15 protein-coding genes, 1 tRNA gene and 1 rRNA gene are annotated in these 23596 nt (G+C 72.6%); 12 read left to right on the top strand and 5 right to left on the bottom strand.

Annotated elements, in window-relative coordinates; genetic code table 11:
- Positions 1 to 116 precede the first annotated feature (116 nt).
- From rrf to EDF53_RS18095, 10 genes are all read left to right on the top strand, one after another.
- Positions 117 to 233, top strand: a 5S ribosomal RNA gene (gene rrf / locus EDF53_RS18140).
- 102 nt (positions 234 to 335) lie between these two features.
- Positions 336 to 1823, top strand: a complete 1488-nt coding sequence (gene gltX, locus EDF53_RS18135) for a glutamate--tRNA ligase (protein ID WP_123294834.1) — start codon at positions 336 to 338, stop codon at positions 1821 to 1823.
- 10 nt (positions 1824 to 1833) lie between these two features.
- Complete coding sequence (locus tag EDF53_RS18130) at positions 1834 to 2832, top strand: NAD(P)/FAD-dependent oxidoreductase (RefSeq protein ID WP_123294833.1); 999 nt, start codon at positions 1834 to 1836, stop codon at positions 2830 to 2832.
- 45 nt (positions 2833 to 2877) lie between these two features.
- A tRNA-Gln gene (locus tag EDF53_RS18125) sits at positions 2878 to 2949 on the top strand.
- 339 nt (positions 2950 to 3288) lie between these two features.
- A complete protein-coding gene (locus EDF53_RS19480; protein ID WP_185021105.1) occupies positions 3289 to 6099 on the top strand; it encodes an alpha/beta fold hydrolase in 2811 nt (936 codons plus the stop codon).
- Between the two features lie 426 nt (positions 6100 to 6525).
- Positions 6526 to 7449, top strand: a complete 924-nt coding sequence (locus EDF53_RS18115) for a glycosyltransferase family 2 protein (protein WP_123294831.1) — start codon at positions 6526 to 6528, stop codon at positions 7447 to 7449.
- On the top strand, positions 7446 to 8408 hold the full coding sequence (locus EDF53_RS18110) for a glycosyltransferase family 2 protein (RefSeq protein ID WP_123294830.1): 963 nt from the start codon (positions 7446 to 7448) through the stop codon (positions 8406 to 8408). The genes EDF53_RS18115 and EDF53_RS18110 overlap by 4 nt, the downstream gene beginning before the upstream one ends.
- Complete coding sequence (locus EDF53_RS18105; RefSeq protein ID WP_123294829.1) at positions 8405 to 11956, top strand: glycosyltransferase; 3552 nt, start codon at positions 8405 to 8407, stop codon at positions 11954 to 11956. Before EDF53_RS18110 ends, EDF53_RS18105 begins: the two co-directional genes overlap by 4 nt.
- Entirely contained in the window at positions 11943 to 13937 is a 1995-nt protein-coding gene (locus tag EDF53_RS18100) for a PIG-L family deacetylase (RefSeq protein WP_123294828.1), read from the top strand. The genes EDF53_RS18105 and EDF53_RS18100 overlap by 14 nt, the downstream gene beginning before the upstream one ends.
- Positions 13922 to 14941 carry a glycoside hydrolase family 16 protein gene (locus EDF53_RS18095; protein ID WP_123294827.1) on the top strand — a complete coding sequence of 340 codons (1020 nt, stop codon included), beginning with the start codon at positions 13922 to 13924 and terminating at the stop codon, positions 14939 to 14941. The genes EDF53_RS18100 and EDF53_RS18095 overlap by 16 nt, the downstream gene beginning before the upstream one ends.
- Before the next feature lie 42 nt (positions 14942 to 14983).
- On the opposite strand, the gene EDF53_RS18090 is transcribed toward EDF53_RS18095, so the two are convergent.
- From EDF53_RS18090 to EDF53_RS19475, 4 genes are all read right to left on the bottom strand, one after another.
- On the bottom strand, positions 14984 to 16165 hold the full coding sequence (locus EDF53_RS18090; protein ID WP_123294826.1) for a glycosyltransferase family 4 protein: 1182 nt from the start codon (positions 16163 to 16165) through the stop codon (positions 14984 to 14986).
- On the bottom strand, positions 16162 to 17706 hold the full coding sequence (locus EDF53_RS18085; protein WP_123294825.1) for a lipopolysaccharide biosynthesis protein: 1545 nt from the start codon (positions 17704 to 17706) through the stop codon (positions 16162 to 16164). The genes EDF53_RS18090 and EDF53_RS18085 overlap by 4 nt, the downstream gene beginning before the upstream one ends.
- Positions 17703 to 18617: a beta-1,6-N-acetylglucosaminyltransferase gene (locus EDF53_RS18080; protein WP_111086034.1), complete on the bottom strand. Its 915-nt coding sequence runs from the start codon at positions 18615 to 18617 to the stop codon at positions 17703 to 17705. Before EDF53_RS18080 ends, EDF53_RS18085 begins: the two co-directional genes overlap by 4 nt.
- A gap of 142 nt (positions 18618 to 18759) precedes the next feature.
- The gene (locus tag EDF53_RS19475) at positions 18760 to 18984 is read right to left on the bottom strand and encodes a hypothetical protein (protein ID WP_133937168.1); all 225 of its coding nucleotides are present in this window, start codon (positions 18982 to 18984) and stop codon (positions 18760 to 18762) included.
- A 182-nt stretch (positions 18985 to 19166) separates the two neighbouring features.
- Here EDF53_RS19475 and EDF53_RS18075 point away from each other — a divergent pair, with 182 nt between their 5' ends.
- Positions 19167 to 20459, top strand: coding sequence for a glycosyltransferase family 2 protein (locus EDF53_RS18075; RefSeq protein WP_123294823.1), 1293 nt, complete (start codon positions 19167 to 19169; stop codon positions 20457 to 20459).
- A gap of 161 nt (positions 20460 to 20620) precedes the next feature.
- Here EDF53_RS18075 and EDF53_RS18070 read toward each other — a convergent pair whose 3' ends face one another.
- On the bottom strand, positions 20621 to 21940 hold the full coding sequence (locus EDF53_RS18070; RefSeq protein WP_123294822.1) for a glycosyltransferase: 1320 nt from the start codon (positions 21938 to 21940) through the stop codon (positions 20621 to 20623).
- A gap of 295 nt (positions 21941 to 22235) precedes the next feature.
- On the opposite strand from EDF53_RS18070, the gene EDF53_RS18065 reads away from it, so the two are divergent.
- Complete coding sequence (locus EDF53_RS18065) at positions 22236 to 23519, top strand: ABC transporter substrate-binding protein (protein ID WP_123294821.1); 1284 nt, start codon at positions 22236 to 22238, stop codon at positions 23517 to 23519.
- Positions 23520 to 23596: the final 77 nt, after the last annotated feature.

The raw sequence follows: 23596 nt of genomic DNA, 5'->3' as shown, positions 1-23596 counted from the left end.
CGCGTCCACTTTGTGGTTCCCGACAGACGATCGGGAATCAAACTGAATACACCGCTCTGCCCATTCGTGGGCAGCAGCCGGAACATGTTTGAGACCAGATTCATGGTCGAAAGTGTTCCGGTGGTCATAGCGAGAGGGAAACGCCCGGCCACATTCCGAACCCGGAAGCTAAGCCTCTCAGCGCCGATGGTACTGCAAGGGGGACCTTGTGGGAGAGTAGGACGCCGCCGGACTTAACGTAGGCAACACCAGGGAACCCCTGACCAGCACTGGTCAGGGGTTTTCTGCGTTCACGGGGGCTCTCGAGCAGGGCGTGACGGTAGCATTGGCGGGTCATGACTGCGCCATTCACCACTGCTTCCGGGTCCGAGATCCGCGTCCGTTTCTGCCCGAGCCCGACGGGGACCCCGCACGTGGGGCTCATCCGCACGGCGCTCTTCAACTGGGCGTACGCACGCCACACCGGCGGCAAGCTCGTGTTCCGCATCGAGGACACCGACGCCGCGCGGGATAGCGAAGAGTCCTACGCGCAGATCCTCGACGGCCTGCGCTGGCTCCGGCTGGACTGGGACGAGGGCGTCGACGCCGGCGGTGAGCACGGACCGTACCGGCAGTCGGAGCGGACCGCGATCTACGACGACGTGATCGCGAAGCTCAAGGCGTCCGGGCACATCTACGAGTCCTTCGTCACGCCCGAGGAGATGGAGGCCCGCAACAAGGCTGCCGGGCGCGATCCGAAGCAGGGCTACGACAACCACGAGCGGGACCTGTCCGACGACGAGCGTCAGGCGTTCCGCGACCAGGGCCGCGAGCCGGCGCTGCGACTCCGGGTCCCGGACCGTGACCTGAGCTTCGACGACCTTGTCCGTGGCGAGATCACCTTCAAGCAGGGGACGTTCCCGGACTTCGTGGTCGTCCGGCCGAACGGCAAGCCGCTGTACACGTTCACGAACCCGGTGGACGACGCCCTGATGGGCATCACGCACGTCCTGCGCGGCGAGGACCTGCTGTCGTCGACCCCGCGGCAGATCGCCCTGTACGAGGCGCTGTACGAGATCGGGCTCGCACCGGCGATCCCGGTGTTCGGTCACCTGCCGTACGTCATGGGCGAGGGCAACAAGAAGCTCTCGAAGCGCGACCCCGAGGCGAACCTGTTCCACCACCGCGACGCCGGCATGATCCCCGAGGGGCTCGTCAACTACCTGGCCCTGCTGGGGTGGTCGATCGGTGCCGACCGCGACGTCTTCTCGATCGACGAGATGGTGGCGGCGTTCGACGTCACCGACGTCAACCCGAACCCGGCGCGCTTCGACCACAAGAAGGCCGAGGCGATCAACGGCGACCACATCCGGTTGCTCGAGCCGTCGGACTTCCGCTCCCGGCTCCTGCCGTACCTGACCGACCTCGTGGCCGACCCGCCGACCGCGGAGCAGACCGAGGTCCTGACGAAGGCGGCGCCGCTCGTCCAGGAGCGCATGCAGCTGCTCGGTGAGGCCCCGGCGATGCTCGGGTTCCTGTTCACCGCCGACGCCGACCTGGTGGTCGAGGACGACGCACTGGCATCGCTCAAGGGCGACAACGGCGCCGTGCTCACGGCCGGCATCGCGGCGCTCGAGCAGCTCGACGACTGGCGGACCGAGGCGATCGAGGGTGCCCTCCGCACGGCGCTCATCGACGACCTCGGGCTGAAGCCCCGTGTCGCCTTCGGTCCGCTGCGCGTGGGGGTCTCCGGGCGCCGGATCAGCCCGCCGCTCTTCGAGTCGATGGAGATCCTCGGCAAGGAGTCCACCCTGACGCGGCTCCGCGCCCTCGCGGCCCGTTGAACGGCGAACGATGAGCACCGCGGGAAGCGCTGCAGGACCCACGGGCGTGCCGAGTACCCCGGTCGTCCACGACGTCGCGGTCATCGGCGCCGGACCGGCCGGTCTGAGCGCTGCGCTCAACCTGGTGCGGGCGAAGCGCACGGTGCTCCTCGTCGACGCGAACCGGCCACGCAACGCCGCGACCCTGCGGTCGCACGGCTTCCTGACGCGCGACGGGGTATCCCCGCTCGAGCTCCGGAAGCTCGGTCGCGCCGAGGTCGAGGAGTACCCGGAGGCGACGATCGTGCAGGCCGTGGTCGACCTGGTGACCCCCGGCGCCGACGGCTGGCGGCTGCACGGGACCTGGCGCGGTGCCGAGGTGGACGCGCGGGCGCGGACCGTCGTCGTCGCCACGGGACTGCGCGAGGAGTTCCCGGCACTGCCGATGCTCCGTGCGTTCTACGGCACCGCGGTGCACAGCTGCGTCGAGTGCGATGCGTACGAGAAGGCGGGGGAGCCCCTCGCGTTCATCTGCGAGACCGACGACGTCGTGGACCGGGCGCTGCTCATCGCGGCGTGGGCCGACGACCTCATCGTGTACACGAACGGTGTCGCCCCGCTCGACGACGCGGGGCGAGCCCGGCTGGCACGTGCCGGTGTCGTGGTCGACGAACGGGTGATCGAGGACCTCGAGGGCGACCGGACCGGCATGACCGGGGTCCGGTTGGTCGACGGCCACGTGGAGCCGCGGACCGGCGGGTTCGTCCGGCCGACGTGGCACGCCGACCTCGACTGGCTGCGCGCCGACACGCCCGGTTCGCCGACGGCCCCGGAGCGCGATGCCCACGGACTCCTCGTCGTCGACCGGGTCGGCCGGACCACGGTTCCAGGGCTGTACGCCGTGGGGGACGTGACCCCTCCCGGGCCGGAGCAGCTCATCGTCGCCGCCGGGCACGGTGCCACGACGGCCGCGGCAGTGCACCGAGACCTCGTGGGTGGTCTCGTGGACCTCCGGGATGCTGTACAGTAGTTGATCGTGCCCCGGACAACGGGGACAGAAGGCCAGCAGGCCTTTTGGGGTATGGTGTAATTGGCAACACAGCGGTTTCTGGTACCGTCGTTCTTGGTTCGAGTCCAGGTACCCCAGCACTCGAAGAACAGCCCCCGGGATCCCCGGGGGCTGTTCTCGTCTCCGGACTCGTGCGCCGCCATCGCCTCCATCGGCGATCCACAGGCTCCGGACTGCGCATTCCGAGGTTGCGCGGAACCGCACGATGCTCCGCGCCCACCCGGGCCACCCGCTGCCCTGGACCGTCCCCGTACGGGGGCCGGGCACGCTGGCGGAGGTGCACCGGGCCTCCCGGTCGGGTTGCGTGACCCCGCACCCCGCGCGACACGGCTCGTGGGCCGTACCGCGTCGGACGTACCGTCGCAGGACCGGCGCGGGACCCGCGGCGGCCCGCCGACGAGCATCCGAGGTGTCATCGTGACCTCCGCCGACCCGCTGACGACGACCGAGCACTGGACCCACCGCGCCGCGATCCCGCTGGCCGACGACCACTCCGTGCTGGACCGCTGGGACCGTGTGGTCGCGCTCCACGGCGACGCCGCTGCTCTTGCCGGGGACGGCCGTCCCTACACGTTCACCGAGGCGGACCGGGCGGCGCGCGACCTCGCGTCGGTGCTCGGGGCTGAGCTCGGACCCGACGACCACAGTGGTGCCGGCGTCGGCGCCGTGGCCGGTGGGGCATCGAAGCCGGTCGGCATCATGGCCGGCCAGACCACCGAGGCCGTCGTCGCGATCCTGGCGCTCGTCCGGGCGGGGCGCACCGTGGTGGTGCTCGACGAGCACCTGCCAGCCGTCCGCCTCGGACACGTCGCACAGCTCGCCGGGGTCGACGAGATCGTGGCGGACACCGCGCGCGCCGACCTGGCGGCGACCGTCGTCGCCGACCGTGACGGCCGGGTGCACGCACTCGACGAGCTGATCGAACGACGCGGCGAGACCGCGGGCAGCGAGACCGCGGGCAGCGAGACAGCGGGCAGCGAAACAGCCGGCGGCGAGACAGCGGGCAGCGAAACGCCGACGGACACAGCGGCCGACGCGCCCGGCACCCGCCCGGGCGGCCACGACGCGTTCGCGATCGTGTTCACCTCCGGCTCGACGGGCATGCCGAAGGGTGTCGTCCTGACGCACCGGCAGCAGCTCGCGAACGCCGAGCAGGACGCCGTCGCCCTCGGCACCGGACCCGGTGACCGCCTCGGCGTGGTCCTGCCGCTGTCGTTCGCCGCCGGTCTGCTGTTCTCGTTCGACACCCTGCTGAGCGGCGGCAGCGTCGTGCTCCTCGAACCCCGCGAGCTCGGGGTCGAACGCCTGCTCGCACGGTTCTCCGCCGACGGCGTGAACGTCCTCGTCTGCACCCCGCACCTGCTGCGGTCGATCGTCGGCTCGCAGACGGCACCCGGGGCGCAGGCGTCCGGGGCGGGCCCCGCGCTCGGCGGCCTCCGCTTCCTGATGACCACCGGCGAGGCGGTGACCGGCGCCGACATCGCCGCCGCCCGACCGCACCTCGACCCGACGACCCTGCTGCTGAACGCCTTCGGGTCGAGCGAGACCGGCTGCGTGGCCTACTGCCCCGTGGAGCCCGGTGCCCCGGTGCCCGAGGGCGTCGTGCCCGCTGGGTGGCCGCTGCCCGGCAAGCAGGTGCTCGTGCTGCGCGAGGACGGCAGCCCCGCCGACCCGGGGGAGACCGGCGAACTCGTCATCGTCTCCCAGGGCCTGACCGCCGGGTACTGGGGTGCCCCGGAGAAGACCGCCGAGCGTGCCGGACGCACCGACGACGGCACGCCGACCTGGCGCCAGGGCGATTTGGCCCGGATCGAGCCGGACGGCCGGCTCGTGCTGCTCGGACGCTCCGACGACGCCGTCAAGATCCGCGGGTACCTCGTGGAACCGAGCGAGGTCGAGGCGGCGCTCCGCGCGATCCCCGAGGTGCACGACGCCGTCGTCACCGCGCAGGTCGACCCGCCCGCCGTCACCCGCCTCGTCGCGTACGTCGTCGGCCGTCCGGGCCAGCGCACACCGGCGCCCGCGGCCCTGCGCCTGGCCCTGCGGGACCGCCTGCCGGAGTACATGGTGCCGGCGTCGATCGTGCCGATGACCGAGCTGCCGCGGAACGAACGCGGCAAGGTCGACCGGGCCGAGCTGCCGGGTGCACCGAGCATCGAGACCGAGATGGTCGAGGGCGAGTACGACCAGTGGGAGCTCGTGGTCGGGCAGATCTGGGCCGAGGTGCTGGGCCTGCGCGGCGTCCACCTCGACGAGGACTTCTCGGCCCTCGGCGGCGACTCGTTGTCGGCGGAGGAGATGCTCGCGCTCGTGCAGAGCCGTCTCGGCATCGACCTGCGCTCGTCGGACGTCCTGCAGCACCCGACGCTCCGGGCGTTCGCCCGTCGGGTGCGGAGCGGCACGACGGCGCTGCCGAGCCACCCCGACGTGGTCAAGGTGTCCGGCGCGCGCGAGTCCGGCCGTCCGCCGGTGTTCTGCTTCGCCGGCGGTGGTGCGCTCGCCCTGACGTTCCTGCCGTTGTCCCGCTACCTGCCCGAGCACGACGTGTACGCGTTCCAGCAGCACGGCCTCGAGCGTCGGGGCATGCCGGACTGGAGCATCCAGGCCAGCGCCCGCCGGTACGTCGCCCTGATGCGCATCGTGCAGCCGCGCGGACCGTACCTGCTGGTCGGCCACTCGCTCGGCGGACTGATCGCGCTCGAGATCGCCCGGCTGCTCACCGAGAGCGGCGAGCAGGTCGAGCACGTCGCGCTGCTGGACACCTACCTGCCGCGGACCGGGGCCGAGGGGGTCCGGAAGCACTTCGGACGGCTCGAGCCCCGCGAACACCGCAACCCCGCCGTCCGTGTCGTCGGCCAGCGCCTCGCCGGGGCCGTCCGGCGGGTCATGCCGTCCGGCATGTCGTGGGGCGAGCACGTCGCGAAGCGCGCGCGGGCCTACAGCGCTGGTGTGCTGCGGCACGGCGGGCAGAAGGACTTCGACGCCTTCTTCGACCAGGCCGAGCTCGTCACCCGGCGGCACCACCCGACGCCGTTCCACGGACGGGCGACGTACGTGCTCGCCGATGCGAACCCGGACGCGACCGGCTGGTCCGCGCTGCTGCGCGGGCGGACCGAGACCGTAAGGATCGCGGCCGAGCACAGCTCGCTGCTGCGGGAACCGCACGTGGCCGACCTCGCGACGGCGCTGCGTGCGGCGTTCGCGACGGAGGGCGCGGCCGGGGACTGAGCGGCTGCGCGCATCGAGTGAGCAGAAGACGTCGCCTCCGCGGTCCGGAGGCGACGTCTTCTGCTCACCGGGTGCGGTGGTCGCGACCAGGAAGCGGACGGGAGGCGCGGGGCGGGCTGGCACCGCGCCTCCCGTCACGTCTGCCCCTGCGTCCACGGCACGCGGCCGGCGCGGTGTTGCGGGTTTCCGTATCCGCGGCCGAGTGTCCGCAATGGACCGCACCGCGCATTGACCGCCTGCCACCCCGCGACGATGGTTGGACACGCGGGGGAGAGTACCCACTCACCTGCGAAGCCGGCGGCGTCGTACCCGCGTCCCGCTGCTCGACCGACGACGGTCACCGTCGTCGATGCGTCATCCGAGGACGCGCCGCTCGTCACACGAGCCACAACCCGACAGCAACCCTGACCCGACAGGACCGCGCCCATGCCCGCACGTACCGTTCGCCCTGCAGACCCGAGGGTCTCCGTCGTCATCCCGGCGCGGAACGAGGCCCGAAACCTCGAGATCATCCTGCCGAAGCTCCCGCCGGTGTACGAGGTGATCCTGGTCGACGGCAACTCCGTCGACGACACCATCGCCACCGCGCAGCGCGTGATGCCCGACATCCGCGTCGTGCACCAGACCCGCAAGGGCAAGGGCAACGCCCTCGCCTGCGGGTTCGAGGCCGTCACCGGCGACGTCGTCGTCATGTTCGACGCCGACTGCTCCGCCGACCCGGACGAGATCCCGCGCTTCGTGCAGGCGCTCGTCGAGGGCGCCGACGTCGCGAAGGGCACCCGCTACTCGCTCGGCGGCGGCAGTGACGACATCACGATCGTCCGCAACCTGGGCAACCGTGGCCTGAACATGCTCTGCAACATCATCCTCGGCACCCGCTACAGCGACCTCTGCTACGGCTACAACGCCTTCTGGGCCGACGTCCTGCCGGAGATCGGCCTGCTGTCCTCCGAGTTGCCGAAGCCGTCCGACGGCTCGATGCTCTGGGGCGACGGGTTCGAGATCGAGACCGTGCTCACCTGCCGCTGGTCGGCCGCCGAGCTCGCGATCACCGAGGTCCCCAGCCACGAGAAGCTCCGCGTGCACGGCTCGAGCAACCTGAACGCCGTGACCGACGGCATCCGGGTGCTGAAGTCGATCATGCACGAGCGTCGTCGCGCAGCGATCGGCCGCTCCGAGGTCCGTCGCGCCGCGATGAGCGTCGTGCCGCCGGCCGAGCAGCTGGCCGCCGTGCCGCACGCCGCCGCACCGCACGCTTCCGCACCGCACGCTCCGGTCCACGCGGCCGGGCACGCCCCGCTCGGCGCCCCCGTCGCGGCCGTCGCCAGCCTCGAGGAGGAAGTCGCGTGACGACCGTCGCGGTCGTCATCTGCGCCTACACCCAGCAGCGCTGGGGCGACCTGCAGGACAGCGTCGAGTCCGCCAAGCGCCAGCCCGAGGCCCCCGAGGTCGTCGTCGTGATCGACCACGAACCCGAGCTCCTCGCCCGCGCCGCGGCACGCTGGCCCGAGCTCCGCGTCGTCCCGAACACCGAGGACCGCGGCCTGTCCGGTGCCCGCAACACGGGCGTCGCCCTCACCGACGCCGACGTCGTCGCGTTCCTGGACGACGACGCGACGGCCGACCCGGACTGGCTCGGCCACATGCTCACCGCCCTCGAGGACCCGGACGTCGTCGGCGTCGGCGGCCGGGCCACACCGTCCTGGCCCACCGCCACCGGTGCCGGCCCGTACGCCGACGAACTCCTCTGGATCGTCGGCTGCTCCTACCGCGGCCTGCCCGAGACCCCCGGCGACGTGCGCAACGTCATCGGCTCGAGCATGGCGTTCCGCCGTGACGCGATCATGCTCGCCGGCGGGTTCCGCTCCGGCATCGGCCGCGTCGGCAACCAGCCGCTCGGCTGCGAGGAGACCGAACTCTGCATCCGCATCGCCCAGGCCCGTCCGGGTGCGCGCATCCGCCACGAACCGCGCTCGAACGTCTCGCACCGGGTCTCCCCGGACCGCGTGACGATGCGCTACCTGCGCCGTCGCAGCTACTACGAGGGCATCTCGAAGGCCGTCCTGAGCCGTCGCGTCGGCACGGGTGACTCGCTCGCCAGCGAGTCGACGTACCTGACGAAGGTCATCCCCGGAGCGGTGTTGCGCGAACTGCGCCACATCGGTCGTGGCGGTGCCCTGCGTGCCTTCGCGATCGTGCTCTCCGTCGCGTCGACCGTCACGGGCTACGCCGTCGGGCGTGTCCTCGGTGGCGTCGTCGTCCGCACCCCGGCGGCCGCCCCCGTCCCTCAGCCGGTGGGGACGCGGTGACCCGCGCGACCCTGGCGATGGTCATCTCGCCGATCGTGACCGGGCCGCTGTCCCCGACGTGGGACGGCGCCCTGTGGGTCGGCGAGGTCGACCGCGCCGACGTGCACGCGTCCAGCCACCGTGACGTGGTCGCACTCGAGGGCGCCGCGGGCTACCGGCGCGCTCGACTGCTCGTCCGCGACCACGGCGAGCCGCTCGGCTTCGTCGAGGCGGACATCACCGAGCGTCGCCGCATCGGCGGGACCATCGACGTCCGCACCCTCCAGCGCGCGATCCGGCCGATGCCGGTGCCCGAGCGTCGGCCGGCAGCAGGTCTGGTGCTGCCGTCCGTCACCGTGGTGCTCTGCACGGACGGGGCCGCTGGCACCACCATGCGGTCGGTGCTCGCCAACGAGTACCCCGACTTCGACGTCGTCGTCGTCTCGCACGGCGCCGACGACAGCGGCACCGCGACGGTCGAGATCGGCGGTCGGCGCGTCACCACGATCGCCGCGCCGACCGGTGGCCTCGCCGCCGCCCGCAACGCCGGACTCCTCGCCGCGGGCGGCGAGGTCGTCGCGTTCGTCGCCGAGGGCGCCGTCGTGGACGGTGACTGGGTCGCCGCGTTGGCCACCGCCTTCGCCGCGGACCCCGACGTCGCCTGCGTCACCGGGCTCGTCCCGAGCGCCGAACTGCGCACCCCCGCGCAGCGCTGGCACGACGACCGCACCGCAGCCGGCCGCACCGTCCGCCGTCGGGTGTTCCGCCTCGACGGCACCGACGACGCGCCCCCGCACCACCCCTTCGCCGCCGCTGCCTACGGCACCGGTGACAACCTCGCCGTGCACCGCGCGACCGCGCTCCGGATCGGCGGCTTCGACACCGCCTTCGGACCGGGCACCCGCGTCGGTGCCGGCGACGACCTCGACCTCTTCACACGACTGCTGTTCGCCGGATCCGCGATCGCCGTCGAACCGGCCGCCATCGCGTGGCAGCGATCGGCGGACGACGTCGCGTCGCTCCGCGCCGCTGCAGCCGCGCACGGCCACGGACTCGGAGCCTGGATGACCAAGAACGCCATCGACCGCGAGTCGCTCACCGCATCGGTGGACGCAGCGCCCGAGGCGCTCAGCGCCTTCGCACGACTCGGCCTCGAGCAGGGCGACCGTGCGACGGACATCGCCGGCGACCAGCCCGGTGACGCGGACCGCGTGCCCGACGCGGTCGACGCCGAGTTCGCCGCCACCCAGCGGCGGCTGCGCGGGGTCGAGCAGCGCTCGGTCCTGACGGCGCCGTTCCTGGCGCTCGTCGAACGACTGCGTGGTGGTGGCACGATCGACCGGAACGCCCGCGGTCGCCACGAGCTCCGGCACGGTCTGGCCTCGGCCGGTCCCGCCCGCCCGCTCGCGGTGGACGCGATGAGCCCGATCGCACGACTCACCGCAGCGGCGATCGTCGTCCTGACGCTCCTCGTCGCCGGGGTCGCCGCGATCGCCGGACTCCCGGTCCTGCGGGGGAGTGCGATCGGCGTGTACCTGTTCGCGCTGCTCGGCGTCGCACCCCTGCTGCTCGTCCGCCCGATGCCGCTGGCACGCTTCAGCGTCTTCGCGGTCACGGCGTCGCTCGTCGGCACGATCGGCATCGGCTACACGATGGCGACGTTCCAGCTCTGGAACCCCACGGTGCCGTTCGTCGGGGTCGTCGTGCTCACCGCCGTCGCCCTCGCGATCGCCGTGCCGCGTGACGTCGCCGGACTGCAGCGCGCCCGCCTCGAGCCTGCCGCCGAGGGCGCCACGGCCCGTCGCTGGACCACCACCCACACCGTCACCGCCGGCTCGGTCGTCGGCCTGCTCGTCATCGTCGTCGCCGCGCTCACGCACATCGGCGACCCGGTGCCGGACGGGCTGTTCGGGTCGCTCGGCCCGGCCCTGGTCATCGGACTGGCGCTCGTCGTCGCCGCTGCCGTCGTCGCCCTGGTGCGCGGTCGCGGACTCGCGATCCCGGTCGTCGTGCTCGGCGGGTCGATCCAGCTCGCACAGGCCATCACCTACGGCATGCCCACCGTGATGGCGGCCGCCCGTCACATCGGCGTGCTCGAGTACATCCGCCGCTGGGGTTCGACGAACCCGGCCGCCGACATCTTCCAGACGTGGTCCGGCCTGTTCGCCGGCGGCGCCTGGGTCGCGGACGTCGGCGGGATCGACAACGCGATGACCATCGCCGCGTGGGTCCCCGTCCTGCTGGCCTTCAGCACGACGATCGCCGTCGGGGTCCTGGCCGCCAACTGGCTGCCGGGCAACCGTCGCCCCTGGATCGCCGCGTTCCTGACCGCGATGACCGGCTCGCTCAACACGACGTACTTCTCGCCGCAGTCGGTGGGCATCCTGATGTCCCTGGTGATCCTCGTGCTGGCCGTCGGCCCGCTGCGACGCACCGCGGTGACCGCCGCTGACGGCGTCCGCTCGACGATCCTGCGGGCCCGCCGCGTCGGCCTGTCCCGGATCATCGCGATCACCCTGATCGGCATCGTGCTGGTCGTCACCCACCAGATCTCGCCGTACCTGACGGTCGCCGCCCTCGTGACGCTCATCGTGTTCCGACTGCTCCGCCCCTGGTGGCTGCCCGTCGTGGTGCTCGTCCCCGCCGTCGGCTTCGCCCTGCTGAACGACGACATCCTGGGCAAGTTCCTGTCCCTGGGAGCCGTCGGCAAGGTGCTCGACAACGTGCAGCCGCCGTCGCACGACATGACGGTCCTGCCGAAGCCGCTCGTCACACGGCTCGCGTTCGACATCCCCGCGGCGGCCCTCGTGGTCCTCGGCCTCGTCGCCGTGATCACCGTGCTGATGCGCCGCGACCGCGTGCACTGGGGACTGCTGGCCACGGCAGCGAGCCCGATCTCGCTGCTCGTCGCGACGAACTACGGCCAGGAGGGCATCTTCCGCGTCGTGCTGTTCGCGACACCGTGGATCGCGATCCTGGCGGCGGGGCTCCCGATGCCCAGCGGCCGACTGGCTCCCGTCGGTCGACTCGTCACCCGTGCGGTGCGGCCCACGGCGGTCAAGGTCGTCATCGCTGCGGCCGCGGTCGCCGCGATGGTCGGCATCGGCGCGTTCGGTCAGACCGCCCTCGACTGGAACCGCGTCCCGACGCGCAGCCAGTCGGCGGCGACGCAGTTCTACGACGCGACCGCGCCGAAGGGCTCGATGATGCTGCTGACCGGTTCGGCGAACGCCGTCCCGAGCAACACCGGCGCACGCTACTTCGACGTCGGGGCGCTGTCCCGCGAGGTCCTCGGGGCGTACCCGGAGCCGGAGGGCTACGACGCCGAGGCCGACGTGTCCACGATGACCCGCCAGCTCGTCCTGGACTGGCCGGCGACGAAGTACTACGCACTGGTCGCCGAGCCCTTCGGCGCCTACGACGAGCGGTACGGGTACCAGACCGACGCCGACTACCAGGAGCTCGCGGCCGCGATGGCCGACTCGCCCTACTGGAAGCGCGTCTTCGGCTCCGGCACCACCGCCGTCTACGAACTGACCCCGGCTGGGCTGGCGCATGCGACGAACTGAGGAACGCACGGCCCGGGCCTCCCGGCGGACGTGGCGCACGCGCGCCGCGTCCGCCGCGGCGGTCCTGGGGGTCCTGGCGGTCGTCGTCGCCGTCATCGCCGGACCCGGCGGTGCGATGTCCGCCGACGCACGAGGTCGGAAGACACCGCCGCCGAGCACGCCGACCAGTACGCCGACGCCCACGCCCACGCCGACGCCCAGCAGCACACCGACGGGTGGCACGGCCGCCGCGAACGCCGACTGCAGCGCCGGCCGGGTCCTCACGATGGTGGCGCACGCCGACGACGACCTGCTGTTCTCAGGCACCGAGCTCCGCGCCGACATCGACGCCGGCAAGTGCGTCCGCTCGGTCATCGTCACCGCCGGTGACGCCGGCAAGCCCGCCTGGTACTGGCAGTCCCGCGAGAACGGGTTGATGGCGTCGTACGCGTCGATCGCCGGCGTCTCGTCGAACTGGACCGCCGGGCAGCTCTCGGTCGCCGGCCACACGCTCCGCACGGCGACCCTGGCGACGGCCCCGCGGCTCAGCCTGGTGTTCCTCGAGCTGCCGGACGGCAACATCGACGGCTCCGGCTTCGCGGCCACGGGCAGCGAGAGCCTGGAGAAGCTCTACGAGGGCCAGATCAGCACGATCCACACCGTCGCCGGGGCAGCCCAACCGACGTCCTTCTCGCTGACCGACCTGCGCGCGACGTTCTCCGGGCTCGTCACCGGGTACGCGCCGACCGAGGTCCACACGCTCGACCACGGCGGCACGTACGGCGACGGCGACCACAGCGACCACCACACCGTCGCGTACCTCGCCGACCAGGCGCAGTCCGCGTACACGGCGACGCACACGTTCACGGGCTACCTCGGGTACCCGATCGCGGACCGCCCGTCGAACCTGAGCACCGCGCAGACGGCCGCGAAGGCCGCCGCCTTCTTCGCGTACGCCGCGTACGACGGTGAGACCTGCGGTTCCACCTCCGCCTGCGCGTCGCGCCCGGAGGGCTCCTGGCTGAGCCGGCAGTACGCCGTCGGCTCGTCGGCCCAGCCCCCGACGGACCCGCCGACCTCGCAGGGCACCGACGTCACCGCCGGCGCGACCGTCACCGCGAGCGCCGAGAACCCGGCCGACGGTCAGACCGCCGTGAAGGCCGTCGACGGCGTCGTGAGCGGCTACCCGGACGCCCCGACGGCCGAGTGGGCGGCGCCCGGTGGCCGGGCGGGCACGTGGATCCAGCTGAACTGGTCCGCGGGAACCACCCTGCAGGAGATCGACCTGGCCGACCGGCCGAACAGCGACGACCAGGTGACCGGCGGCACGCTGACGTTCTCCGACGGCACCAGCGTCGCCGTCCCGTCGCTCGACAACGGGGGAGCCGTGCAGCGCGTCGCGTTCAGCGCACGCCAGGTCACCTGGGTGCGGTTCACGGTCGGTTCCGTGAGCAGCACGACCCGGAACGTCGGCCTTGCCGAGATCCGGGCGTTCCGGCCGGCGGACACCACGCCGACGCCCACCCCGACGCCGACGCCGACGCCCACACCGACGCCGACGCCGAACCCGACGCCGACGCTGTCGGACGTCACCGGGTCGGCCACCCCGACCGCCGCGTGGGACGACCAGTCCACCGGACAGACCGTCGCGAAGGCCGTCGACGGCGTCGTGTCGGGCTACCCCGACAACCCGACGGCCGAGTGGGTCGCCCCGTGGGGCCGGACCGGGGTGTGGATCCAGCTGGACTGGGCCGCCTCGCAGCACCTCGGTCGGATCGTCCTGAACGACCGCCCGAACAGCTCGGACCAGGTCACCAGCGGCACCCTGACGTTCTCGGACGGCAGCCAGGTCGCGGTGGGCACACTGCCGAACGGCGGCGACGCCCTGACGGTCGACTTCACCCCGCGTGACGTCACCTGGGTGCGGTTCACGGTGACGGGCGTCTCGAACAGCACCGGCAACGTCGGTCTCTCCGAGATCCGCGCGTGGACGACCGGGTGACCGACGAGCAGGGCGACGGCCAGGAGGCCCGCCCCACCTGGTCGGAACACGTCGCCGACGACGCGGCATCCGCCCACGGCGCCCCACCGGCACACGGTCGCGGCCTGTCCCGGCACCGGCCGCCGCGGCGCCCCGGCACCCGCCGGACCGCGCTCGCGGCCGGCGCCCTGCTCGTGGTTGCCGGCATCGTCGCCGGCACCACGACCGCGACCACCACGGCGAACGGTGACGACGTGACCCTCGACGACCCGAGCGGCGTCTCGATGCCGAGCTCCGAGCCCGAGGGGTGGACCCGGGTGTTCGGCGAGGACTTCGCGGACGCCGCCACGAACCGGACCTTCGAGTCCCGGTACTCGGACCGGTTCGTCGCGTACCACGGGTTCGCCGACACCGCGGGGACGGGGCGCTACCAGGCGTCCACCCTGTCGGCGCACGACGGCGTGCTCGACGTGCGTCTGCGGACCACGCGCGCCGGGGTGCCGCTGGCGGGCGGTGTCGTGCCGCTCGTCGACGGCGAGTGGGGCGGGCAGACCGCCGGCCGGTACAGCATCCGGATGCGCAGCGACGAGGTCGACGGCTACGGCGTCGCCGTGCTGCTGTGGAGCGACGAGAACCTGTGGTCGGACGGTGAGATCGACTTCCCCGAGGGGGCGCTCGGTGCGCCCGCCTGGCTGAACGTGCACTGCCTGGCCGACCCCGCCGAGAAGTGCATCCACCAGCAGACCGAGGCGTCGCTGAAGGACTGGCACACCTACACGATCGAGTGGACCGCCGACCGGATGTCGTTCCTGGTCGACGACGAGGTCGTCGGCACGACCACGGAGAACATCCCGACCGCTCGGATGCACCTCGTGGTGCAGGCCGGGTCGAACGACGGGAACCCACCGGCGGACGCCGCCGGGTCGCTCCTCATCGACTGGATGACGATCGACGTGCCGGCGGACGGTGCCGCGCCGAGCGCGTCGCTGCCGGACGACACCGCGACGACGGACCCAAACGACTGAGCGGTGCCGACGTCGTCGTCGGCACCGCTCGGTCGTCGTCCGTCAGTGCTTCGCGTGCGCACCGAGCGCCCGGATCAGCGCCGCGACGTGCCGCTCCCGGCCGTAGCGGTCCCGCACCCAGGCGCGGCACCGGTCCGCGAGTCCCGGTTCGGTCCCGGCCGCGTGCAGCGCCTCGAGGACCTTGTCGGCCAGCGCGGCGGTCTCGGTGGGGTCGACGGTGAAGCGCGTCCACTCGCCGCTGAGGATCTCGGCGGTGCCGCCCGACGCCGCCGCGACGACGGGGCGTCCGGTGGACATCGCCTCGACGACCACGCGGCCGAACCCCTCGGGCTCGATGGAGGGTGCCACCACGACGTCGGCGGCGTGCAGCAGGGGGACGACGTCGTCGCGCTCGGGCACCACGACCACGGATCCCTCGGGCAACGCGGTGATCGCGCGGTGCACGGCGGGGGCGTCCTGTGGGTACAGCGCACCCGCCAGGACGAGCACCGGAGCCGGGGCGGGCGGTGTGCCGGGCCCGACGAGGACGCGGGCCGACACGTGGACGCGACCCCACGCCTCCAGGAGGGCCAGGACGCCCTTCGACCGCGTGAGCCGTCCGTAGTAGAGCACCACGGGGCGGTCCTGGTCGAGGCCGAGCGCAGCGCGTGCTCGGCGCGTGCTCGCCGGCGTGGCGGCGGGGAACGCCGCGGTGTCGACGCCGTTCGGGACCACGTCGACGCGGTCCGGCGGGGCACCGACGGCGGTCCACGCACGGGCCATCGCCGCCGAGACCGCGAGGTACCGGGTCCGGCCGCCGGCGAACGGGCCGAGCCGACGGTAGTTCGGGGCGTGGTGCAGGTGCACGGCCAGGGGGACGCCGGACACGAAGGACACGACGCGGCCCCACGGCAGGAACTCCGGACGGTTCAGCCACAGGACGTCCGGGCGCGACCGGCGGAGGCGCAGGCCCTCACGGACGAAGCGGAACACGTCCGTCGGGGCGGTCCGGATGCCGAAGCGGTAGTCGCGGGCGTGGCGCAGTCGGACACCGAGCCGGTCGAACACCGCGCGGCCCTCGTCCGGGTCGCCGTCCGGACCGGCGCGGTGCCACACCTCGACGTCGTGGCCGGCCGCGACGAGCTCGCCGACGTCCTCGACGACGCAGCGTTCGACACCGCCGGTGATGGCGAGTCCGTTGGTGGCGACGACGACACGCAGCGGACGGGGGGTGGAACGGGTCATGCGGATCCTCCGCGAGCGAGTTTCAGGCGGCGGAAGAACCAGGGCAGGCACGCGGCGACGCCGACGATGCGCACGATGTTCCACGCCAGGTCCTGCGGCGGGAGGAGCGAGGCCGCAGCGACGACGATCGCGATCGCGATGGCGAGCAGCACTCGGCGTCGGGGGCCGCGCCACTCACGGCGGTCCGGCAGGGAGGCCTGCTGCAGCGCGGCGAGGATGGCGTAGGCGATGACCGTGGCGATGCCCGCGCCGACGATGCCGGTCAGGGGCACCAGCACCAGGTTCGCGGCGATGTTCACGACACCGGCGACGGCGCCGATGACGCCGACCGTCACGCCGCGGCGCTCGACCAGCAGGAGCCGGCCGGTCGCACCGCTCGCGACCACCGGGAACGCGGTCAGGGCGACCACGAAGACGACGACGGTGAGGGACTCGACCCGGTACGACGCCGGGGCCAGGATCGGCAGCGCCACCGGCGACACGAGGGTGACGGCGACGAGCACGGGGGCGAGGAGCATGTAGAGCTCGTCCCGGGCGTGCATGGCGAGCCTGCGGCGGGCCACGGCGTCGCGGAGGGCGGCGAAGTGCGGCGCCCAGGCCTGGTTCGTGAAGGTCAGCAGCAGGATGACCGCGGAGCCGACGACGTAGGCGATCTGGTAGCGGGCGACCTCGTCGGCACCGAGCAGACGCTGCACGACGAGCCGGTCACCGGCGTTCAGGACGAAGTACGACAGGCTGCCGAGCGCGATCGGGACACCGAGCTTGAACGCCCGGACCGTGGTGCGGTGGTCGAACAGACCGCGGACGCGCGGCTTCGTGGCGATGATGCCGATGACCATCGCGGCACCCTGCGCCACGACCCCGCCCCACGCGTACGTGGTCGCGTCAGCGTGCACGGCGGCGAGGAGCCCGAGACCGATGATCGACCCGCCGACGGACGACAGCAGGCTCGTCACGGCGAACACGCGGATGCGGTCCTGGGCGACGAGCAACGCGAGGGACAGCTGCACGATCGCGGCGGGCCCGGTCCAGAGCACGGCGACCAGCAGCAGGGGGTGCTGGTCGACGAAGCCCGCGGCGTCGCCCCAGAGCGGGATCGACACCAGGGCGAACACGGTGACGGTGACCGCGGTGACCATGCCGACGAACATCAGGCCGCGGGCACGCCGGTCGTCGCCGTCCTCGGCGCGCTGCAGCACCGACGCCTGGTCGATGCCGCAGACGGCCACGACCACCAGGGCCTGGTACAGCGCGATCGCCGACGCCAGGACGCCGAACTCGGCCGGTGGCATCAGGTGCGCGAGCACGGGGGAGATCAGCGAGCTCACGACGAGCTGCATCGACCAGACGACCACGTACAGCAGGCCCCGGCCGAACAGGACGGACGAGCCGCGTGCGACGGCGATCGAGTCCGTGTCGGTGGACAGCGCGCCGGGGGCCGCAGGCTGCACGGACGCCTCGAGCTCGTCGTCGTCGGGCTGTGCCGCCAGCGCAGCCGCCTCGGCCGCACGCGCCTCGCGTCGGGTCTGGGGGACGGTCACTGTGCCACCACCACCGGCTGGTCGTCGGCGGACGTGCGGAGCCCGAAGGTCGCGTCGACCACGTCGAGCAGGTCGGTGCTCCGGGACGTCGAGAACTTCCGGGCGAACACGTACGGGGTCGACTGGTCAGCCGCGGTACGACGCTCCAGCACCCGGCCGGCGTCCTCGATCCCGAGCCACGGCGGGCTCTTCTGCTTCGTGCCGTCCCACCCGATCCACCAGAGCGGCTGCACCGCGTGGGCGTCCGCGAAGTCCGGGGTGAACGCCGGGGTCAGCAGGACCGACGGCACGAAGGTCTCGTCGCCGATCCACACCCGCTCCCAGAACGCCACCAGGTCGGGGCGCCCGTCGAACACGTCGACGACCCCCTGCGCGTGGTGGCGGGCCAGGACCTTGAGCTGCGAGCCACCGCCGAACACGACGTCCCGCGGGACCCGACGGGGGACCGGCAGACGCAGCATGTGCTTCCGCCACGCCCAGTGCCGGAACCGCACGCGCGACCGACCGCCGTCGCGACCCCACGCGGGGTGCGGGAGCGGCTTCGCCTCGACGAACGACCGCCCGGGGTTCGCGGTCAGGAGCGCCGAGATCTCGTCGGCGTCGGCCAGCGGGTAGTCGCTGCCGGTCAGCAGCGCCACGTGCGTGGCGTCCGTCTGCGCCAGGGCAGCACGGTAGCCGGCGACCTCGGCCGCGACGTTCTCCCACTTCGCCCACCCGGTGCGCATCCGCGGCAGCACGTGCACCCGTTCGGGCAGGCCGGCGGTCATCGCCTCGAAGACGTCGTCGTCGGTGCTCGCGTCGCAGTGCAGGAACACCGGGAACGGGTCGAGCGCCGCCACGAGCCGACGGACGTGCGTCGGGTCCTCGTGGGCGAGGACGATGCACGCGAGTGGCGTGGGAGTGATGGCCATGTCCGCGACGCTAAGCGGGCCCGGCAGCACCGACAAGGGAGGTCGGGACCACCTGCGGGGGAACGGCGGTTTCCCGCAGGCGCCCCCTGATCGAGGGGGTCGCGAGGGGGATCGCGCGAGGGGGATCTCGTCGGGGAACGCCTCAGCGGGCGCGGCGGAACTTCGGGCAGTCGCAGAGCGCGCAGTCCGTGCCCGGACGGTAGTGCTCGTGTGCCGCCTGGGCGTGCCCGCACGTGCCGCACGCGGCGTCGTCGGCATCGAGGTGCACCACGACGAGGTCGGACGCTTCGGGGTCAGGAACCAGGTGCAACGTCGGGCGTGGACGCCTGGTCAGGCCGAGCCGGTCCATCGTTCGGGCCAGCGGCATGCGTCCTCCTCGTGTCCGGCGGGGACCGGGGTCGCACCGGCGGGTCGACCGGCGTCTCCCGCGAGTCTAGTGGCGGCAAACCGCAGCCTCCCCGCATCCTCCGAGCATCGCGGTTGACCCCCTGTCGACGCGCGCGGAGCATTGCCACGTCCACCCGACCAGACCGGCCCGACGGGACGAAGATGACCGACCACACCACCACCGCGGAACGAGCCCTCACGCTCGACCCCGCGATGCCCTCGCCCGACGCCCCCACCTGGGTCGGAGCTGCCTGGGTCGGCGCCGTCGACCGGTCCGCAGCGCTCGCCGCCGACACCGTGCACCTCGCCGGCGCCGACGGCTTCCGCCGCGCCCGCCTCATGGTGCGCGACGGCCGCGACGTCGCCGGGTTCGTCGACGTGCGCGTCGACGACCGCGGGGCGGTGGACCCGGCCGAGCTGGGACCGGCCGTGCGTCGGTTGCCGGCCCCGGGCCTCCCGGTCGACGCCCCCGCGGACGGCGCGCGCGTCTCCGTCGTCATCGGTACCCGCGAACGCCCCGTGGCGCTCGCCCGCGCCGTGCGCTCCGTCCTCGACTCCGCGTACGACGACTTCGAGCTGTTCGTCGTCGACAACGCCCCCGTCACCAGCGGCACCCGCGACGTCGTGGCCGCCGTCGACGACCCGCGCGTGCACTACGTCCTCGAGGCACGTGCCGGCGTCTCCCGGGCCCGCAACGCCGGACTCGCCCGCGCCACCGGCGGCATCGTCGCGTTCATCGACGACGACGTCGTCGTCGACCGCCACTGGATGGCCGCCATCGCCGCCGCCTACGAGCGCGACGCCGACGTCTGGTGCGTCACCGGACTCGTCCCCAGCGGCGAGCTCCGCACCCCCACACAGCGCTTCTTCGACGAGCGGGTGACCTGGGCGCGGAACCTCGAGCGCCGGGTGTACCGCACGTCCGCCCCGCCCGTCGACGAGCCCCTGTTCCCCTTCACCGTCGGCGCGTTCGGCACGGGCGCGAACATGTCCGTGCGCCGCGACGCCGTCCGCCAGCTCGGCGGCTTCGACGTCGCCCTCGGCCCCGGCACCCGCGCCCGAGCCGGTGAGGACCCCGACCTGTTCACCCGCGTCCTGCTCGCCGGTGGGGCGCTCGCCGTGGAGCCCTCGGCCGTCGTCTGGCACGAGCACCGCAAGGACCGCGCCGCGTTGCGCTCGCAGGCGATCGGCTACGGCACCGGGCTCGGCGCCTGGGTGACGAAGCTCGTGCTGCGGCCCTCGACGGCGTTCGCGGTGCTGCGGCGTGCGGCCGGCGCGCTCCGGCGGCTCGGTGCGCTCGGGCAGGGTGCCGACGAGCGCCCCGTCGACGCGAGCGGCGGCTGGCCCGTCGACGCCGATTTCACCGAGGCGACGCGCGGGCTCAAGCGCGCCGAGCTGACGGCCGCGCTGGGCGGGCCGTGGCGGTACGTGGCCGGGCGGCTGACCGCGCGCTGAGGCGCGGGCGCCGGGCGCGGCTGGCCGGCACGCCGGCACCGGCTTTGCGACAGAGCACGCGTCGATCGACGCGTGCTCTGTCGCGTTCCGCGTGCGCGGCAGGGCGGACGGGAGGCCCGTGGCGACACTGCCACGGGCCTCCCGTCCGTCATGCTGCGCGACTACGGCCGGAAGCGGCCGGCCTCGACGTCGCGCCAGCGGCGTCGGCTGCGGAACCAGGCGGCCGGGCCGGCGGGGAACCCGCGCAGCTCGTGGTACGCCAGGGTCTTCGGGATGCGCGTGGTCGAGGCGTCGTTGGTGACCTCGGTCGCGGCGTCCCGGCGTCCGGCCAGGCGGGAGAGCATCTGCTTCGACTTGACCTTCGCGGCGAGCGGCATCAGGCGGGCGAGGACGGCGACGTGCCGCTTGTCCTTCGCGGCGAGCGCGAACATCAGCGCGGTGAAGCCGACGCCGTTGCCGTGCAGCTGCTTGTGCAGGTCCTCGATGGTCTGGCGGTGCCGGTGGTGCACGACCGCGCGGGGCTCGAAGCCGATCTTCCCGCCGCGCCACAGCGTCTCGATGAACATCGCCAGGTCCTCGCCACCACGGGCGGGGGAGCCGGCGCCGAGGGTGTGGTCGAAGCCGCCGACGGCCTCGATCAGGGTGCGACGGTAGGCCATGTTCGCGCCGGCGCCGTACGCGCCGATGCCGTAGACGGCGAAGTGCTTGAGGACCTCGCCGGACGGGGTGACCGCCGAGACGCGGGCGTGCCGCATGGTGCCCTGCACGTCGTCCGGGACGATCGTCACGGGCGAGAAGGTGCGCTCGGCGCTGAACCCGCCGTAGTACGCCTCGTACCAGATCTGGGCGGGGGTGGTGAGCTCGCTCGGCAGGATGACGCCGGTGACGGCGTCCAGGCCGGGCTCGCTGACGAACCGGGACCCGATGGCGCGGAGCCACTGCGGGTCGACGCGCACGTCGTCGTCGGTGAAGGCGATGACGTCGCCGGTCGCGGCGGCGACACCGGCGTTCCGTCCGGCGGACAGACCGGGGCGGCGTTCCTCGACGAGGCGGACGTTCCGCCCGGCGAGCATCGCGGGCAGTGCGTCGCCGGCGGGGACGCGGACGCGGTTGTCGACGAGGATGACCTCGTGCCGCGGGTAGTCGAGGTGCTCGAGGACGTCGAGCAGCTTGCCGAGGTCCTCGACGCGGTCGACGATCGTGGACACGACGACCGAGATGGTCGGCAGGTCGTCGTCGGACACCGCAGGGACGTCGGCCAGGACGGTCTCCTGCAGCGCCTCGAGGGCGCGGGCCGCGTCTGCGGGGTCGTCGGTGAGCAGCACGTCGAGGGTGCCGGTGGGGTGGCCGCCGCGGTAGCCGATCACCATGGCGGACTCGCCGGTCTCGTCGGCGACGAGACGGGGGAGCGGGGCGTCGAGGTCGACGCCGATGACACGGCGCGGTGCGGGCACGGTGTCGGCGGTGTGGAGGGTGGCCATGTCGTGGACGCTACGTGGGGCCGTGGGTGCGGACAACGGCGCGGGACCCCAGTGGCGGTGTTCATGCGGAGTTCCGCAGTGGCGCGCAGGGGTCCCTCGAACGAGGGTGAGCGCTCACCCAGGAAGTCTCCGGGACTTCCAAGGTCACGCTCAGGTCACGGAACCGATGCAACCGGTTGCGGAACCCCTGCGGCGGGCGTAGCTTCCTCCACCAGCAGGCAGCGGCGCCTGCTCCAGGGCAGTGTCGTCGAACCCGATCGATGCCCCCTGGTGATCTCAATGAGGAGACAACGCTGTGAAGACAACACGCTCCAGGGTGCGGTTCGCATCCGTTGCCGGGGTCGCCGTCATCGGCCTCGTGCTCACCGGCTGCTCGAGCGGGAGCTCCGGCGCCGGTTCGGACGACGCCAAGAGCGGCCAGGACAGCCGCGGACCCATCACGTACGTGCAGGGCAAGGACAACTCGAACGTCGTCCGCCCGCTGATCGCGAAGTGGAACAAGGCCCACCCCGACGAGAAGGTCACCTTCAAGGAGCAGTCCGACCAGGCCGACCAGCAGCACGACGACCTCGTGCAGCACTTCCAGGCCAAGGACGCCAACTACGACGTCGTCGACGTGGACGTCGTCTGGACCGCCGAGTTCGCCGCGAAGAGCTGGCTGACGCCGCTGACCGGTGACATGAAGATCGACACTTCGAAGCTGCTGCCGGCCACGGTGAAGACCGCGACCTACAACGACACCCTCTACGCCGCCCCGCAGACCTCGGACGGCGCGCTGCTCTACTACCGCAAGGACCTCGTCAAGACTCCTCCGACCACGTGGAAGGAGATGATGGCCGACTGCCAGATCGCGAAGGACAAGGGCATCGGCTGCTACGCCGGGCAGTTCGCGAAGTACGAGGGCCTGACGGTGAACGCCTCCGAGGCGATCAACGGCTCCGGTGGTTCGGTGCTCAGCAAGAGCGGGGACCCGGACGTCGACACCTCGGACGCCAAGGCCGGCCTGCAGAACCTGGTCGACGCGTTCAAGGACGGGAACATCCCGGCCGAGGCGATCACGTACCAGGAGGAGCAGGGCCGCACGGCGTTCGAAGCCGGCAAGCTGCTGTTCCTGCGCAACTGGCCGTACGTCTACAACCTGGCGAAGACCGACGGTTCGAGCAAGGTCAAGGACACGTTCGGCATCGCGCCCATCCCGGGTGCGGACGGCACCGGCGCCTCGACGCTCGGCGGCCACAACGCCGCGATCAGCGTGTACTCGAAGCACAAGGCAACGGCGCACGACTTCCTCGAGTTCCTCATCTCGAACGACACGCAGAAGTTCTTCGCGACGCAGGGGTCGCTCGCCCCGGTCGTCGGTGACCTCTACACCGACTCCGAGCTGACGGCGAAGCTGCCGTACCTGCCGACGCTGCTCAAGTCGATCGAGTCGGCCGAGCCGCGCCCGGTCACGCCGTTCTACCCGGCGGTGACGAAGGCGATCCAGGACAACACCTACGCGGCGCTCAAGGGATCGAAGTCGGTCGACGAAGCCATGAAGGACATGCAGGACGCCCTCAAGGCGGCGACCAGCAGCTAGCGACACGCGGCTCACGCCGCATCGGACTGGAGGCACGGTGCCATCCCGGCACGTGCCTCCAGTCCGCCCCTACTTGC

The sequence above is a fragment of the Curtobacterium sp. PhB78 genome (assembly GCF_003751685.1).
GTDB lineage: Bacteria > Actinomycetota > Actinomycetes > Actinomycetales > Microbacteriaceae > Curtobacterium.
This window is presented reverse-complemented; position numbering and strand designations above follow the sequence as displayed.

Bases quoted from the DNA above. Each gene is read 5' to 3' on its own strand.
- EDF53_RS18100 (WP_123294828.1), top strand. From the start codon at position 11,943: ATGCGACGAACTGAGGAACGCACGGCCCGGGCCTCCCGGCGGACGTGG.
- EDF53_RS18075 (WP_123294823.1), top strand. From the start codon at position 19,167: ATGACCGACCACACCACCACCGCGGAACGAGCCCTCACGCTCGACCCC.
- EDF53_RS18115 (WP_123294831.1), top strand. From the start codon at position 6,526: ATGCCCGCACGTACCGTTCGCCCTGCAGACCCGAGGGTCTCCGTCGTC.
- EDF53_RS19475 (WP_133937168.1), bottom strand. From the start codon at position 18,984: ATGCCGCTGGCCCGAACGATGGACCGGCTCGGCCTGACCAGGCGTCCA.
- EDF53_RS18080 (WP_111086034.1), bottom strand. From the start codon at position 18,617: ATGGCCATCACTCCCACGCCACTCGCGTGCATCGTCCTCGCCCACGAG.
- EDF53_RS18090 (WP_123294826.1), bottom strand. From the start codon at position 16,165: ATGACCCGTTCCACCCCCCGTCCGCTGCGTGTCGTCGTCGCCACCAAC.
- gltX (WP_123294834.1), top strand. From the start codon at position 336: ATGACTGCGCCATTCACCACTGCTTCCGGGTCCGAGATCCGCGTCCGT.
- EDF53_RS18070 (WP_123294822.1), bottom strand. From the start codon at position 21,940: ATGGCCACCCTCCACACCGCCGACACCGTGCCCGCACCGCGCCGTGTC.
- EDF53_RS18130 (WP_123294833.1), top strand. From the start codon at position 1,834: ATGAGCACCGCGGGAAGCGCTGCAGGACCCACGGGCGTGCCGAGTACC.